Origin of the sequence: Streptomyces sp. NBC_00223 (assembly GCF_036199905.1) — a bacterium.
Taxonomy (GTDB): Bacteria; Actinomycetota; Actinomycetes; order Streptomycetales; family Streptomycetaceae; genus Actinacidiphila.
Map to the genome: position 1 here is coordinate 4,824,719 of NZ_CP108109.1, position 15,811 is coordinate 4,840,529.

Consider the following 15,811-nt stretch of genomic DNA (forward strand, 5'->3'; position numbering starts at 1 on the left):
TGACCCGGTGACCCGGTGGGCGGTGCGACCGCGCCGCCCACCGGTCCATCCCCTTCCGGGTACCTCGGACCGTCCATCCCAGACCGCACACCACGACCCGACCGAGCCGGCGATCTCCCCACCGCCGGCTCGGTCGTCTGCCTGTCCGGCAGGCCCACCAGGGGCTCCGCGCGCGGGTGTTGACCCGCGCACAGGACAGTCCTACATTCGGCGCCGCACGAGGAGTGACCAGTTCATGATCCACGTCGGTAGGTGAACGAGGCTGCGTCCGGAGGGCTTGCGATGACCGAGCCGAGCGTTCCATCGGTGAGGACCCGGGTGGGTCCGCGGGCCGGACGCAGACCTGCCGCCGCACGGAACGCGCTGGTCGACGCCGTCGGGACACGCCTCGCGGACGGCGGCGGGGTCCTGGTCACCGGGCCCGCGGGCATCGGCAGGACCACGCTGCTCTCCGAGGTGGCACGGGAGCACGCCGCCCTCGGCCACCGGGTCCTGCGCTGCTCGCCGTCGCCCTCGGAACGCCACAGCCCGTACCTCGGCCTCATCGACCTGCTCGCCGACGTCGGCGAGGAGACCTTCCGCACGCTCGGCGACCATGAACGCGCCCTGCTGGAAGGGGCGTTGCTGCGCTCGCCGCTGCCCGCGGGCAGCGGCGGGGACGGCGGCCGCGACCAGCTCATCCTGCGGATCGCCGTCCGCGGCGTCCTGACCCACCTGGCCAGGACCGGCCCGGTGCTGCTGGTCGTCGACGACGCGCAGTGGCTCGACACACCGACGGCCCAGGCGCTGGCGTTCGTCGCCGGACGCGCCGCCGGGGACGGCCCGGCCGTACTGGTCGCCCGGTGCGAGGGAGCCTCGCCGTACGACTCGGCCGACCCCGGCGGCCGTTCACCGGAAGGCCCCGCGCACCTGGGCGCCTTCGAGGCCGAGGCGATGTGTCCGCGCCCGGTGCGCAGAGTGCCGGTGCCGCCCATGACCGTCCACGAGGTCGCCGAAATGCTCGACGCCCACGACGAACCCGCCTGGCCGCGTCCGCTGCTCTCCCGGCTGCACCTGGCGGGCGGCGGCAACCCCCGTACGGTGCTGGCCCTCAGCCGGGGGCTCGGCGAACGGGTCCAGGCGGCCGGGGGCGAACTGCCCGACCCCACCGAGCCGTTGCCGGTCCCGGAGAGCCTGCGCGGTCCGATCCGGGCCCGGCTCGACGCCCTACCGGCGGGCGCCCGCCGCACCCTGCTCACCGCGAGCGCCGCCACGGGCCCCACCGTGGAACTGCTGTACCGGGCCGGCTGCCGCGACGCCTCGGCCGATGTCGACCTGTGCGTACGGCGGGGCTTCCTGGAGTCGCCGGCGCAGGGCGTCATCCGCTTCCTCGACCCGCTGACCACGGCCGTGCTCCAGGCCGAGGCCACGCACGACGCCAGGGTGGGCGCGCACCGCGCCCTGGCCGCGGCGACCGACGACCCGGTCGAGCGCGTACGCCATCTCGCCCTGCTCACCGCGGGCCCGGACGCGGAGATCGCCGGCCGGCTCGCCGACGCCGCCACGGCCGCGCGGCGCCGCGGTGCGCCGGGGACCGCGGCGCGGCTCGGGCGCCTGGCCGCCGAGCACACCCCGGCGGCCGAGCGGACCGTCGACATCGAGCGGCGGCTCACGGCGGCGGAGGACGCGGTGGCCGCCGGGGACTTCGCCTTCGCCCGGCGGCTCGCCCACGAAGTGCTCGGCGACCTCGCGGACCCGGCCACCCGGGTACGCGCCTGGAACGTCGTCATCGACTCCTGCGGCCAGGCCATGGCCGAGATCGCGGACGTGCTCCCGGAGGCCGTACGGGACGCGGGCGGCGATCCCGGGCTGCTGGCCCAGCTCCACTACCGGATGAGCTGGCGCGAGTGGATGGTCGGCGGCTCGGCGGCCCGCGCGCACGACTACGCCGTACGGTCCGCCGATCTCGCCCGGCGCGCGGGTGACCGGCGCACCGAACTCCTGGCGCTGACCCAGCGGTCGGCGCTCGAACTCTTCCTCGGCCTGCCCGAGGCGGAGGCCACCCTCGCGCTCGCGCTGGCCGCGCCGCACGATGCCCGGGTGATGACCGACCACAACGGGCCGATCTACCTCAAGCACCGCTTCCATCTGGCGCACGACCGGCTGGACGAGGCCAGGACCGAGCTGCGCTCCCTGGTGTACCGGCTGCGGCAGCGCGGTTCGGCCGAGAGCCTGAGCCAGTGTCTGATCGGCCTCGCGCAGGTCGAGATCCAGCGCGGCCGCTGCCGGCAGGCGCTGACCGTCGCCCGGCAGAGCCTGCGGATCGCCGAACAGGCGGGGCTGAGCCAGGGGCCGGCCTGGTACACGGTGGCGCTCGCCGAGACCGAGGGCGGCAGCCTGGGCCAGGCGTTGGCGGCGGCCGAGGCGGCCCGGCGGCACAGCGAGGACGACGACGACCGGCTGTTCCTGCCGAGGGCCCTGCACGCCGAGGCGCGGATCCGGCTGTTCGGCGATCAGAGCGCGCAGGCGGCCCAACTCCTGCGGCGGACGGGGGAGATGGAGACCGCCCAGGGCCAGCGGGACCCGGCGACCCGGCGCTGGCACGCGGACCTCGCCGAGGCGCTGGCGCGCAGCGGCGCGCCTGACGAGGCGGAGGCGGTGCTCGCGCGGGCCCGCTGCCAGGCCGAGCACCTGGGGCGGGTCGGCGTCCTGGCCACCCTGGACCGGGCGGCCGCGCTGGTCCACGAGGCCCGGGGCGAACTCGACCTGGCGGCCGCCGGACTCGACGACGCCGCCGCGCGGCTCGGCGCGGTGCGCTACCCGCTGGAGGAGGCCCGTACGCGGCTGGCGCTCGGGCGGGTGCACCGCCGCCTCGGGGACGAGGAGTCCTCCCGCGCGGCCTTCGCCGAGGCGCTGCGGATCTTCACCAGGGCGGGCGCCAAGGCGATGGTCTCGGTGGCGCGGGCCGAACGGGACCGGGCGGAGACGGGGGCCGTGCGGCCGGCCGCGGAGGGTCCGTGGTCGGAGCGGCTCACGACGACCGAGCGCAGCGTCGTGGTCCGCGTCGCTCAGGGCGCGACGAACCGCGAGATCGCGGCGGGCCTGGTGGTCAGCGTGAAGACGGTCGAGGCGGCGCTGACCCGCGCGTACCGCAAACTCGGCGCGAAGTCCCGCGTGGACATCACCCGCATCATCCTCACGCGCCCCTGACGCTCCGCGCCGGAACGGCCCCCCTCCGGCCGGTTCGGCACCGCCGAGCCGCCCCGCCCCGCTTCCCGCCGCCGCGGCGGCAATTGGCAACCCGGTTGCCTCTCGGGAGCCCCTGCCGGGGGCACGGTCTGTGGGCTGGCGCCCGCCGCATCCCCGGCGCGACGGCGGGACGCGGATTCGACCTGCCCGGCGGTGCCAGTCGCCCTCCGGGCCGGGGTGCCGTGTGTGGCGGTCTCGGGTCGGCATCTGGGTTTCCTGGGCGGGTTTGGTACCGCCGGGCTGGCTACGTCTCGCTTCCGGCCGCTGCGGCGGCAATTGGCAACCCGGTTGCCTCTCGGGAGCCCCTGCCTGGGGCACGGTCTGTGGGCTGGCGCCCACCGCATCCCCGCCGCGACGGCGGGACGCGGATTCGACCTGCCCGGCGGTGCCAGTCGCCCTCCGGGCCGGGGGCACGGTCTGCGGGCTGGCGCCCACCGCATCCCCGCCGCGACGGCGGGACGCGGATTCGACCTGCCCGGCGGTGCCAGTCGCCCTCCGGGCCGGGGGCACGGTCTGTGGGCTGGCGCCCACCGCATCCCCGCCGCGACGGCGGGACGCGGATTCGACCTGCCCGGCGGTGCCAGTCGCCCTCCGGGCTGGGCGTCGCCCTGCGAACGGGGCCGGGGCCTCGCCCCGAGACGGGGGTCGGGCGTCGGCCCGGGACGGGACGCCGGGGCCGGGGGGCGGGCCGTGCCGGCCCGGGGCGAGCGGCGCGCGCTTCGAGCGGCGCTCGGAGGTGTCCACTTTGGTACGTGTCGCTTTTTGGACATGACCCCCCAGTTCGCGACTAATCCGCAGGTGGGAAGCGCTTTCACCGGCCGTTCGGACACGTGGAGGGACAAATCGGCAGTAGTCACCGAGTGCCGCGATCGGGTACCAATCAGTTACGGCACCTCGCGGCGTGACTCCCCGTCTCCCGAGAGTGCCGCCGACCGCGGCTTTCCCCAAATCCGCCGCGGCCGAAGCCGCCGAGGGCGCGACCGGACTGCTCGCCCGGTCGCCCCGGGGGGGAGTCCTCGGCGGAGGGGGTGGGGGTCGACCGGCCCAACGGTCCCCACTACAGGGAGTCGCCCGCTCCCGCGCGTCCACTGCGCGGGAGCGGGCGACTCACCGTACCGGAGCGGACGGACGCGTCACGGGAGGACGCAGCGCGCGAGCGTACTCGCGGTCCTGCGCCAGCTTCAGGCCCGCCTCGAACCGGCTGGACGCCTGGAGCCGTTCCATCAGCTTGGCGACGGCCCGCTGGACCGTACGGCGGTGCACGCCCATCTTCCGGGCGATCTGATCGTCGCTCAGGCCGTCCGACATCAGCCGGATGACCACCCGCTCCTGCGGAGTGAGGTCGCTCTCGCCGTCGCCCTGGCCGGAGAGCCCGTGCTCGTACGGGGTGGACCGCAGCCAGTAGTCCTCGTACATCGCGACGTAGGTCCTGATCAGGGCGGCCCCCCGGATCAGGATCATCGAGCGCGGCGGGTCGTCGGGGTTGGCCGGCAGACAGGCCACCATGTGGTCCATGATCAGCAGGTCGAAGGGCGCGTGGTCGACGAGCCGCACCTCGGCGCCCAGTTCGGACAGATCGCTGAGGTAGCGGGCCGAGCGGGTGCTCTGGAGGAGCGACTGCGGGTAGATCGCCCGGACCCGTACGCCCCGGGCGATCATCTCCGCGTCGCGGCCGAGCGAGTCCTCCAGCACCTGGGCCGGCGGCATCGGGCCCGGGTGCAGCGAGTCCGCGAACTTCCGGGTGGTGCCGTTGAGTTCCTGGAGGGCGCGGTCCTTGCGGCGCCGGTCGACGAGGAATTCGACCTCGACCTGTGACGCCTCGCGGGCGACGGCCGGCCGGTACACCGTCATCAGGGTCTGCGTCGCGTTCTGCAACGTGGCGGCGGTACGCACCCGCTCGGCCGCGTTGGCGTGGAACGCGTCCATCGTCCTGATCAGCGCGGTGTCCGGCTCGACCGGCTCGACGGAGCCGCCGTGGTCCTGGACCAGGCCGAGTGCGCGCAGCCGCCGCCAGCCCCGCTCGGACTGCTCGGCGTCCAGCCCGGCCGCCGCGCTGATCTCCTCGGCGGCTCCGCCGCCCTGCGCGCGCAGCGCCTGGTAGATCGAGAGCGCGAACTCCTCGTCACCCGGCATTCAGACGGCCCCTCCGAACTCAGAGGTCGAACTCCGCGGGGTTGAGGCCCACCGCGAAGCACGCCTCGCGCACCACAGCCTGCTCGGACTTGTCGAAGACGCCGTCCGCGCCGCCGATGACGATACCGATCTGGATGACGGCGCGGGCCTCGGCCGGCTTCTTCTGGACCTTGGCGATCTCCTGGAGCACGCTGACCTTGCCCAGGGCGAAGTCCGCGGTGAGCTTGCCGAGGTAGTCGTCGAAGCGGCGCTGGAGGTCGGGGCCCGGGAAGTTCTGGAGCACCTCGTTGGTGGCGATCAGCGACGCGACCCGCTGGCGCTCCGCGGGGTCGATGGTGCCGTCGGCGGCGGACACCAGCGCGCACATCGCCATGCTGGCGTCGCGGAAAGCGCCGCTCTTCAGGTCGTTCTTCTTGGCGACGAGCTGGGTCTGCATCGACTGGGCGGACTCTTTGAAGCGGTCCCACAGGGCCATGACGGTCACTCCTGAGCGGTTCGGTACGGGACCGCGAAGCGGTCGTACGTGAGTGGGCTGTGCATGGGGAGAACTCTTGGGGATCGTCAAGGAGTTCCCAAGTGGGGTCAGTCGAGTGGGCCGTGTTCGCCCTCGGCGAACATGAGACGGGGAGGACGGGAACGCGGCGCCCTCACACCCGGGGGAAGCGGGCCAGCAGCTCCCAGATGATCGGATTGCCGTCCAGCCCCTCGTGCATGTCCGTCAGATCGGCCACCACATCGTGCAGGAAGTCCCGGGCCTCCCGGCGCAGGGCGGTGTGCTGGAGGGACAGCGGCGGCTCGTCCTCCGCCCAGTCGGCGGTCACGTCCACATGCCCGAACCGCCGCACGAAGCGCAGCCGGTCGGTGGACTCGGTGAAGTCCAGTTCGGCGTACTGCGGGCGGGCCGCCCGGCTGCCGCGCGGGTCGCGGTCGAGCCGTTCCACGATGTCGCACAGCGCCCACGCGAAGTCCAGCACCGGCACCCATCCCCAGGCTGTGGACAACTCCCGCTCGCCCTCGGCCAGATACACGTCCCCGCAGAACAGGTCGTGCCGCAGCGCGTGGACGTCCGCCGTCCGGTACTCGGTCTGCGGCGGGTCGGGGAAGCGGCGGGAGAGGGCGTATCCGAGGTCGATCACGCGGCTGATCGTGCCATGCGCCCGGGTCCCCCACGCCGACGGGCGGCCCCGTACCCCCCGAAGTGCTCCGGGGATACGGGGCCGCCCGTGCGGACACGCGCCGGTCGCGTGCCGGGTGGCGGCCGGAGCCGCCGTCGTGTGCGTCAGAGCGTGACGCCGAAGTCGGTCGCGATGCCGACCAGACCCGAGGCGTAACCCTGGCCGACCGCGCGGAACTTCCACTCGGCGCCATTGCGGTACAGCTCGCCGAAGACCATGGCGGTCTCGGTGGCCGCGTCCTCGCTCAGGTCGTAGCGGGCGATCTCGGCGCCACCGGCCTGGTTGAGGATGCGGATGTAGGCGTTGCGGACCTGGCCGAAGTTCTGGCTGCGGGTCTCGGCGTCGTAGATCGAGACCGGGAAGACGATCTTCTCGATGTCGGCGGGCAGGGCCGCGAGGTTGACGTTGATCTGCTCGTCGTCGCCCTCGCCCTCACCGGTGCGGTTGTCACCGGTGTGCACGATGGTCTGGTCCGGGCTCTGCTTGTTGTTGAAGAAAACGAAGTGGCCGTCCGAGTAGACCTTGCCGCCCGCGTTGACCGCGATGGCGCTCGCGTCGAGGTCGAACTCCGTACCGGTGGTGGTCCTGGCGTCCCAGCCGAGGCCGACCGTCACGGCCGTCAGGCCGGGCGCTTCTTTGGTCAGCGAGACGTTGCCGCCCTTGGACAGGCTTACCGCCATGGGAAGTCCCCTTTTGTGGTCGTAGGTGTTGCCGACGAAACTACCGTCATCCGTCAAAACGCGAAGCGGGGATCGTACGGTTCCGCGCGGGAGCGGAAATCGGCGTGACGGACCGGCCCGGACGCGGGATCATGGGACACATGTCCGGACCACTCGTCATACGCGGTTCGGTCTCCGTGCCGGAGGCCGAGCTGATGTGGCGTTTCTCGCGTTCGTCCGGGCCCGGCGGCCAGCATGTGAACACCAGCGACAGTCAGGTGGAGTTGCGCTTCGACCTGGCGAACACTTCTTCGCTGCCGCCGGTGTGGAAGGAACGCGCGCTGGAACGGCTCGCGGGCCGGCTGACCGGCGGTGTGCTGTCGGTGAAGGCGTCCGAGCACCGCTCGCAGTGGCGCAACCGGGAGACGGCCGCGGCCCGGCTGGCCGCGATCCTCGCCCAGGCGACCGCCCCGCCGCCCCGGGCCCGCCGCCCCACGAAGATCCCCCGGGGGATCAATGAGCGGCGGCTGAGAGTGAAGAAGCAGCGCAGCCAGACCAAGCGGGACCGCGGCGGCGGCTGGGACTGAGCCCGCGCGGCCGTGCAGCCGGTACACCCGTACGGCCGTATCCAATGAACCGCGCCCGGTCGGCCGCACCCGCGAAAGCCCCTGCGTGCCCGCACCCGCCGAAGTCCCCGCGAGGGCCCGCGCACCCGTACGGCCGTACCCCGGCAGAGCCACGACCGCGCGCCCGTACCCCCGGCAGGCCCCGCCTGGGACCGGGCCTGCTCACGCCAGGAAGCGGTACCGCCCCCGGAAGTACGTCAGCGGTCCGCCGTCCGCGCTGGGCGTCCGCGCGGTCAGCACCCGGCCGATCACGAGCGTGTGGTCGCCCGCCTCCACCCGCTGCTCGGTCTCGCACTCGACTGTCGCCAGCGCCCCGCCGAGCACGGGCGCGCCCGACTCCTGACCCCGGTAGTACGAGATGTCCTCGAAGAGCAGCCGGTCGCTGATCCGCCCGCGCATCGCGAACCGCCCGGCGATGTGCCGCTGGCTCTCGCTCAGCACGGAGGCGGCCCAGCGAGGTTGCCGTTCCAGCAACTCGTCCATTCGGGAGCCGGCCCGTACACTCGCCAGCACCAGCGGCGGCTCCAGGGACACCGACATGAAGGCCGTCGCGGTCATGCCGACGTCCTCGCCGCGCGGGCCGTCCTCGGCGTCGTGCGCGCTGAGGAGCACCACGCCCGCGGCGAGGCGGGTCATGGCGGCGCGGAACTCATCGGTATTGGCGATCTGACCCATGGTGGTCCCAGAATGCCTGCCAGGCGAAGTGTGAAGCACGCTCCTCACGTTACGGGGCGGTGGAAAACATGGGCATCGGGCGGTGGTTGTAATCCGCATCGGCCCTGGTCCTAGGACCAGAGCTCTACGTTGCGTGTTCAACTGCTTACGTGATGATGTGACTTGAGTCACAAGGAGCAGGAATTGTTGACCCTGTGTACCGACCGTACAGCTCGCTGTGATTCAGTTGCCGGTGTAATCGGACGAGTGTGAGTGCGTAGCAGCGCAGGCCCGGGCGACCGGGCGGAACGACGACCGGAAACGGATTTCACTGGAGTCGCTGTCGAGGGCGTGGAGAGGGGCATGGACACCGAGTCGGAGCCGTATGTCCGCCTCGCGACCCTGCGTCAGGTGCATCAGGTCGTGGCGGACCTCAATGCGGCACGGAGCCTCGCCGACACCCTGCAAGCCGTGGCCGACGGGGTGGTGCGGGGCCTGGGATACGAACTCGCCGCCGTCAACCTGGTACGGCCGGACGGTGACCTCGTGGTGGCCGCCTTCGCCGGCAGCGCCGCCGGAGAGGCGCTGCTCGCCGGGCGGGTCGGCTCCCGCGCCTCCTGGGAGCGAAGGCTCACCATGGGGGAGCGCTGGGGCTCGCTGCGGTTCATCCCGCACACCGAGGGCTGGGTGCTCATCGACGACGACGTCCCGCAGTGGCACACCGAGGGCCCGCTGCCGCGCTTCCCGGACGAGTGGCATCCCGGCGACCGGCTCTACGCGCCCATGTACTCCTCGCAGACCGTCGGCAGCGAACTGATCGGCATCATCTCCGTCGACCGCCCGACCAGCGGCCGCCACCCCGGCCCCTGGGGCTGCGAAGCGCTCCAGATGTACGCCTTCCAGGCCGGCATCGCGATCAGCAACGCCCGGATGCGCGCCAATATGCAGCGTGCCCTGGTCCGACTGGAACGCGACCAGCAGGCGCTGCGGGCCAGCGAGGAGAGCTTCCGGCAGGCGTTCGAGTACGCGCCCAGCGGCATGGCCATCGCCGAGATGGGCGGCGACCAGCACGGCAAGCTGCTGCGGGCCAACGACGCGCTGTGCCGGCTGCTCGGCCGCTCGGCGTCCACCATGCGGCGCTACTCCTTCTCCGACCTCGTCCACCCCGAGGACGTCGGCCTGCTGCTGCGCACCTCCGCCGAGGGCGGCCGGGCCGAACTGCGCCTGGCCCGCCGCGACGGCACCTATGTGTGGGTCTCGCTGCGCAATTCGGTCGTCGCCGACACCACCGACGGGCCGCGCTTCCTGCTCACCCACGTCGAGGACATCGAGGAGCGCAAGAGCCGCGAACTCCAGCTCGCCCACCGGGCCAGCCACGACTCGCTCACCGGCCTGCCCAACAGCGCCGAACTGCGGGCCCGGCTGTCCGCCCGGCTGTGTTCGCGCCCCCTGGACAAGGACTCGGCCGCGCTGGCCGCCGAGGCCGAGGGCCCGGACGACTTCGCCTTCAGCTACGGCTACGGCCCCGACGAGATGGCCGAGCCGCTGGGCACGCTGGACTCCCACACCCATACCGTCGCCCCCGACGAGAGCGACGACGAGCAGAGCGGCAAGGGCCTCGCGGTCCTCTTCTGCGACCTCGACGGCTTCAAGTCCATCAACGACCGCTTCGGCCACCACACCGGCGACGCCGTACTGATCGAGGTGGCCCGGCGGCTGACCGGGGCCGTGCGCGACGGCGACACCGTCGCCCGGCTCGGCGGCGACGAGTTCGTCGTCCTCGCCGACGGCCTCGCCCCGGCCGACGCGACCGACCTCGCGGTCCGGCTGCGCAACGCGATCACGCCCCCGATCCGTGTCGACGGCCGGGCGGTACGGGTCGGCGCGAGCTTCGGCATCGGCTGGGCCGGCTGCGGTATGACAGCCGAAGAGGTGCTGCACTCCGCCGACCAGCGGATGTACGTCGAGAAGCGGTCCCGCGCCGCCTCCTCGCGCAACGCGCACCGCCGCGCCGGATGATCCGTGTCACACCCGCCCCCCGGCCGGGCCGCCCCAAGGCGGTAGGGGCCGGGGTCCACCTTGGGGCGTAGGGGAGATCGCTCTGCGGGGTGACCCCGTGACGGGTTCCCGTGCCTACGCTGGGTGATGTGCAGCGCATCTACGACTTTTTCCGCAGACACCCCACGTGGGTCGACGGCTTCTGGGCCCTCGTCCTCCTCGCGGTGTGCGCGGTGTGGGTCGCGGCGAGCCACGACAAGTCCCTGACCTCCCGGCTCGCGGCGATCCCCCTGTCGATCGCCCTCGCGCTGGTCGTGACCCTGCGGCGGCGCGCGCCGGAGAAGATGCTGCTGCTCGCCCTCGCCGCCGGACTCGCCCAGCTCGCGTGCGACGTGCGGACGAATCCGGGCGACGCCGCCTTCCTCGTCATCATCTACACCTGCGCCTCCAACGGGCAGCGCTGGTCCTCGCGGCTGGCCCTGATCGCGGGCCTGGCCGCGGCCCCGGTGTCGATGCTCCGCTGGCCGCCGGACGAGCCGTACGCGACGGTCTGGACGACACTGCTCCAGACCTTCTTCCTGGCCGTGATCTTCGCGCTGTCCTGGGTGGTCGGCGACCGGCTGCGCACCCGGCGGGCGTACTACGCGGAGCTGGAGGAGCGGGCCGCCCGCCTCCACCGGGAGCGCGAGGCGCAGTCCAAGGCCGCGGTCGCCGCCGAGCGGGCCCGGATCGCCCGCGAGCTGCACGACGTGGTCGCCCACAACGTCTCGGTGATGGTCGTCCAGGCCGACGGGGCCGCGTACGTCCTGGACGCGGCGCCCGACCAGGCCAAGCAGGCCCTCAGCACGATCTCCAGCACCGGCCGCCAGGCCCTCGCCGAGATGCGCCGGCTGCTCGGCCTGCTGCGGGCCGGGGACGACGCGGGCGGCGAGTACGTGCCGCAGCCCGGCGTCGACCAGCTCGCCGACCTCATCGACCAGGTGCGCGGCGCGGGCCTGCCCGTACGGTTCGAGGTGGCCGGTGAGGCCCGGCCGCTGTCCAGCGGCATCGAGCTGACCGCGTACCGGATCGTGCAGGAGGCGCTGACCAATGTGCGCAAGCACGGCGGCGACGGGGTGAGCGCCAAGGTCCAGCTGGGCTTCGGCGACTCCGCGCTCGACCTGCTGATCGAGGACGACGGCCGGGGCGCGCGGCACGAGGTGTACGAGCAGGGCGGCCGGGACGGACTCGGCCAGGGCCTGATCGGCATGCGGGAACGCATCGGGATGATCGGGGGCACGCTGGACGCCGGGCCCCGGCCGGGCGGCGGCTTCCGGATCAGCGCGGTGCTGCCCCTCCGGGCGGTGCGGTGAGAGACCGTACGCCCCGGGGCCGCCTGCCGGGCGGTACCCCTTGCCGTCGCGGCGGCCCGCCGCGGTGAGCCCGCCGACCGTACTGCCCTCACCGTCCTCACAGCCCCCCACTGACCCTCTCGGGAAGGACCACGTAATGGCGATCCGCGTCATGCTCGTCGACGACCAGGTGCTGCTGCGCACCGGCTTCCGGATGGTGCTCGCCGCCCAGCCGGACATGGAGGTCGTCGCCGAGGCGGGCGACGGCGCCGAGGCGCTTGAGGTGCTGCGGCACACCCGGGTGGACGTCGTGCTGATGGACGTCCGGATGCCGCGGATGGACGGTGTGGAGGCGACCCGGAAGATCCGCGGAGGCGACCGCGGCGAGCCCGGCGGCCCGCGCGTACTCATCCTGACCACCTTCGACCTCGACGAGTACGCCTTCGCCGCGCTCAAGGCGGGCGCGAGCGGCTTCATGCTCAAGGACGTGCCGCCGGACGAACTGCTCACCGCGATCCGGCTGGTCCACAGCGGTGACGCGGTGGTCGCCCCGAGCACCACCCGGCGGCTGCTCGACCGCTTCACCCCGATGCTGCCCAGCTCCGGCGCCGCCGATCAGCACAAGGAGATCGACCGGCTGACCGACCGCGAGCGCGAGGTGCTGCTGCTGGTCGCCCAGGGCCTGTCGAACGGGGAGATCGCCGCGAAGCTCGTGCTCTCCGAGGCGACGGTCAAGACACATGTCGGCCGCATTCTCACCAAACTGGACCTGCGCGACCGGGTGCAGGCGGTGGTGCTGGCCTATGAGTCCGGCCTGGTCAGGGCGGGCGGTGGCGCGTACTAGTCCATGCGGTGTCGGAAAAGGTAGGACCACTACCGGACCGGCAGGGCAGACTGAGCCCCGACCAGTTCGAACCGTGTCAGGGGGAGTACGACATGCGCGCCATCGTCTTCGAAGAACTCGGCGGTCCTGAGGTACTCACGGTCGCCGAGGTGCCGGTACCCGTGCCCGGCCCCGGCGAGGTCACCATCGACGTCGCCTACGCGGGGGTGAACTTCGCCGACATCAAGGCCCGCGCGGAGGGCTACCGCATACCCGGCCTGCCCTTCCGCCCCGGCCTTGAGGTCTCCGGGCTGGTCCGGGAGGTCGGCGAGGGCGTGACCGACTTCGTCCCCGGCCAGGAGGTCGCCGCGTTCATCGGCGGCGGCGGGTACGCGGAGGTCGCCGTCGCGCCCGCCGCCACGGTCTTCCCGGTCCCCGCCGGGCTCTCGCTGCGCACCGGCGCGACCCTGCCCAGCGTGCTGCCCACCGCGTACGCCCTGCTGCACGAGGTCGGCAGGCTGCGCGAGGGCGACACCGTACTCGTCCAGGGCGCGGCCGGCGGGGTCGGCACGGTCGCGGGCCAGCTCGCCCGGATGGGCGGCGCGTCGGCGGTCTACGGGGTCGTCTCCAGCCTCGACAAGGCCGAGCACGCCCTCAAGTCCGGCTACGACCAGGTGTTCGAGGCGACCACCTTCGACGCGGATGTGCGCGCGGCGACCGGCGGGCGGGGTGTGGACATCGCGCTCGACCCGGTCGGCGGCGAGACGTTCCGCCGTACGCTCGCGGTCGTCGGGCGTTTCGGGCGGCTGGTCTCCTTCGGCAACGCGGGCAACGAGGAGCCCTGGCAGGTCGGGCCCGCCCAGACGTATCCGCTGGGCGTGTCGGTCGCCGGGTTCTCCATCCTCACGATGGCTGCGGACGATCCTGCGGCGCTGCGGTCGCTCGCCGACCGCGCCTTCCACGCGGTCACCGAGGGCGGGGTGGAGCTGCCGGTCAGCGCGGAGTTCGCGCTGGAGGACGCGGCGCGGGCGCATGAGCTGGTGGAGTCCCGTACGAGTACGGGGAAGCTGCTGCTGCGGGTCGCGGGCGGGGCCGAGTAGCCGGCGGGCCCCGGCCGGTCGACGGGGCTCAGTCGAGGCTGTCCAGGCAGTGGGCGAAGGACGCGGCCGCCGCGTGGATGTCGGGCGCCGTCCACTCCAGGGCGGAGGCGGCGACCGTCACCTCGGTCGTGGACAGGCCCGGCAGCCCGGGCTCGTGGAAGAGGCCGGTGCCGAAGAGGCTGACGCCGGTCTGTTCGGCCTGGCGCAGCGACGCGTCGTTGAGCGCGTCGGCCGGGTAGGGCAGCCACAGCTGGAACTGGTGGGTGTGCGGCGGCTCCGGATGCACCCGGGGCCAGGTCAGGCCCGCGTCCGCGAGGCCGTCGCGCAGGGCGGTGGCGACGGTCTTGGCGTGCGCGACGTAGGAGGGCAGTCGCGGCAGCTCGTTCCGCAGCCCCGCGAGGGCGGACAGGGCCGCGGGGAACTGCTGGAAGAGCAGGCCGCCGTAGCGGTGCCGCCAGGCCTTCGCCTCCGCGATCAGATCGCCGGAGGCGGCCAGGGCGGCGCCGGAGATGCCGCCGAGCGACTTGTAGAAGCTCACGTAGACGCTGTCCGCGAGGCCGGCGATCTCCTGGAGCGAGTGGCCGAAGTGCGGCGGGCACTCCCACAGGCGGGCGCCGTCGAAGTGCACGACCGCGTCGCGCTCGCGGGCGGCGGCGACGGTCTGCGTCAGCTCTTCCCACGTCGGGAGTACGAAGCCGGCGTCGCGCAGCGGCAGTTCGAGCATCAGGGTGCCGAAGGGCTCCTCGAAGTCGCGGATGTCCGCCGCGGTCGGCAGGCGCGGTGCGGTGGTCGGGTGGACGGTGCGCAGGCCGCTGACGGTGCGGAGGGCGTCGCGCTCGTGCACTTCGGGGTGGGCGAGGGGGTGGAGGGCGACCGTGGGGTTGCCGGTACGGCCGGCCCAGGCGCGCAGGGCGGCTTGCTGGGCCATGGTGCCGGTCGGGAAGAAGGCGGCGTCCTCTGTGCCGAGCAGTTCGGCGACCTTCGCTTCTACGGCGGCGACGACGCCGTCACCGTAGAAGTCGGCTTCGGCGTCCAGGTCGTGGACGCCGTCCGCGTCGGCACTGAGCTGCGCGAGCTTTTCCCCCAGCTTCGTCGGCGCGGGTCTCGACAGCACCCGCGCGCAGCCCCGCACCGCGTCCCGCCGCCGTACCTTGCCTCCGTCATCACCCATCCCCCCATCCTCCCCCACACCTCGCCTCCGGCGCCCGCCCCCAGCCCCCGCCGCAACGGCGGGACGCGGGATGTGCCGTTTCGGCGGTGCCGAACTCACCGCACCCCTGCCCCCGCCTGGGGCGGGTTTGGGACCGCCGGGCCGGTTGAGTCCGCTTCCCGCCGCGGCGGCGGGGGTCTTTCGGGCTCGCCCCGAGCCCGGGCCGGGCCTCTGGGGGCGGTGCCCCCGGATCCGCCGGTCCGGCGGCGGGCTTTCGGGCCCCGGGCCCGGGGCTCTGGGGGCGGCGGCACCCCCCAATCCCCGCCGCAACGGCGGGACGCGGGATGTGCCGTTTCGGCGGTGCCGAACTCACCACCCACGTGCCGTGGGCCGGGGCCTTCGGGGGATGGCCGCACCCCAAATCCCCGCCGCAACGGCGGGACGCGGGATGTGGCGTTTCGGCGGTGCCGAACTCACCGCACGCCCCTGCCCCGGCCGGGGGCGGGTTTGGCACCGCCGGTCTGGCTGAGTTCGCTTCCCGCCGCAGCGGCGGGGGTTTTCGGTGCTCGCCCCGAGCCCGGGCCGGGGTTCTGGGGGCGGCGCCGCCCCCAATCTCCGCCGCGGCGGTGGGACGCGGGATGTGCCGTTTCGGCGGTGCCGAACTCACCGCACGCCCCTGCCCCGGCCGGGGGCGGGTTTGGGACCGCCGGTCCGCCCGAGTCCGCTTCCCGCCGCGGCGGCGGAGGGTTTTTCGGTGCTCGCCCCGAGCCCGGGTGGGGGTCTTGGGGGCGGCGCCCCCGGATCCGCGCCGGTCCGGCGGCGGGCTTTCGGGCCCTGGGCCCGGGGTTCTGGGGGCGATGGCGCCTCCAGATTCCGCCGCGGCGGTGGGACGCGGGATGTGGCGTTTCGGCGGTGCCGAACTCACCGGACACCC

At 73.6% G+C, this 15,811-nt stretch carries 12 protein-coding genes; 6 read left to right on the top strand and 6 right to left on the bottom strand.

The genetic code is table 11. The annotated features are described in order from the left end of the window. The first annotated feature begins 282 nt into the window (after positions 1-282). Positions 283-3,189 carry a helix-turn-helix transcriptional regulator gene (locus OHA30_RS20375; protein WP_328915299.1) on the top strand — a complete coding sequence of 969 codons (2,907 nt, stop codon included), beginning with the start codon at positions 283-285 and terminating at the stop codon, positions 3,187-3,189. Positions 3,190-4,335: 1,146 nt separating this feature from the next. Here OHA30_RS20375 and OHA30_RS20380 read toward each other — a convergent pair. The 4 genes from OHA30_RS20380 to OHA30_RS20395 all read right to left on the bottom strand — a co-directional run bounded on the left by OHA30_RS20380 (position 4,336) and on the right by OHA30_RS20395 (position 7,216). Beyond that, on the bottom strand, positions 4,336-5,361 hold the full coding sequence (locus tag OHA30_RS20380; RefSeq protein ID WP_328915300.1) for a helix-turn-helix transcriptional regulator: 1,026 nt from the start codon (positions 5,359-5,361) through the stop codon (positions 4,336-4,338). A gap of 19 nt (positions 5,362-5,380) precedes the next feature. Further along, complete coding sequence (locus OHA30_RS20385; RefSeq protein WP_328915301.1) at positions 5,381-5,836, bottom strand: tellurite resistance TerB family protein; 456 nt, start codon at positions 5,834-5,836, stop codon at positions 5,381-5,383. Positions 5,837-6,008: 172 nt separating this feature from the next. Continuing rightward, entirely contained in the window at positions 6,009-6,497 is a 489-nt protein-coding gene (locus OHA30_RS20390) for a hypothetical protein (protein ID WP_328915302.1), read from the bottom strand. Positions 6,498-6,640: 143 nt separating this feature from the next. Further along, positions 6,641-7,216, bottom strand: a complete 576-nt coding sequence (locus OHA30_RS20395) for a TerD family protein (protein WP_328915303.1) — start codon at positions 7,214-7,216, stop codon at positions 6,641-6,643. 131 nt (positions 7,217-7,347) lie between these two features. On the opposite strand from OHA30_RS20395, the gene arfB reads away from it, so the two are divergent. Continuing rightward, positions 7,348-7,782: an alternative ribosome rescue aminoacyl-tRNA hydrolase ArfB gene (gene arfB, locus OHA30_RS20400; RefSeq protein ID WP_328915304.1), complete on the top strand. Its 435-nt coding sequence runs from the start codon at positions 7,348-7,350 to the stop codon at positions 7,780-7,782. Between the two features lie 201 nt (positions 7,783-7,983). Here arfB and OHA30_RS20405 read toward each other — a convergent pair whose 3' ends face one another. Beyond that, the gene (locus OHA30_RS20405; RefSeq protein WP_328915305.1) at positions 7,984-8,496 is read right to left on the bottom strand and encodes a flavin reductase family protein; all 513 of its coding nucleotides are present in this window, start codon (positions 8,494-8,496) and stop codon (positions 7,984-7,986) included. 342 nt (positions 8,497-8,838) lie between these two features. On the opposite strand from OHA30_RS20405, the gene cdgB reads away from it, so the two are divergent. The 4 genes from cdgB (at position 8,839) to OHA30_RS20425 (ending at position 13,727) form a co-directional block, all read left to right on the top strand. Next, positions 8,839-10,494, top strand: coding sequence for a diguanylate cyclase CdgB (gene cdgB / locus OHA30_RS20410; protein WP_328915306.1), 1,656 nt, complete (start codon positions 8,839-8,841; stop codon positions 10,492-10,494). A gap of 128 nt (positions 10,495-10,622) precedes the next feature. After that, positions 10,623-11,825 (top strand): sensor histidine kinase, encoded by a 1,203-nt coding sequence (locus OHA30_RS20415; RefSeq protein ID WP_328915307.1) that lies wholly within the window; start codon positions 10,623-10,625, stop codon positions 11,823-11,825. A gap of 136 nt (positions 11,826-11,961) precedes the next feature. Beyond that, the gene (locus tag OHA30_RS20420; RefSeq protein WP_328915308.1) at positions 11,962-12,648 is read left to right on the top strand and encodes a response regulator transcription factor; all 687 of its coding nucleotides are present in this window, start codon (positions 11,962-11,964) and stop codon (positions 12,646-12,648) included. Between the two features lie 92 nt (positions 12,649-12,740). Continuing rightward, the gene (locus OHA30_RS20425) at positions 12,741-13,727 is read left to right on the top strand and encodes a quinone oxidoreductase family protein (protein WP_328915309.1); all 987 of its coding nucleotides are present in this window, start codon (positions 12,741-12,743) and stop codon (positions 13,725-13,727) included. 28 nt (positions 13,728-13,755) lie between these two features. On the opposite strand, the gene OHA30_RS20430 is transcribed toward OHA30_RS20425, so the two are convergent. Next, the gene (locus OHA30_RS20430) at positions 13,756-14,898 is read right to left on the bottom strand and encodes a threonine aldolase family protein (protein WP_328915310.1); all 1,143 of its coding nucleotides are present in this window, start codon (positions 14,896-14,898) and stop codon (positions 13,756-13,758) included. Positions 14,899-15,811: the final 913 nt, after the last annotated feature.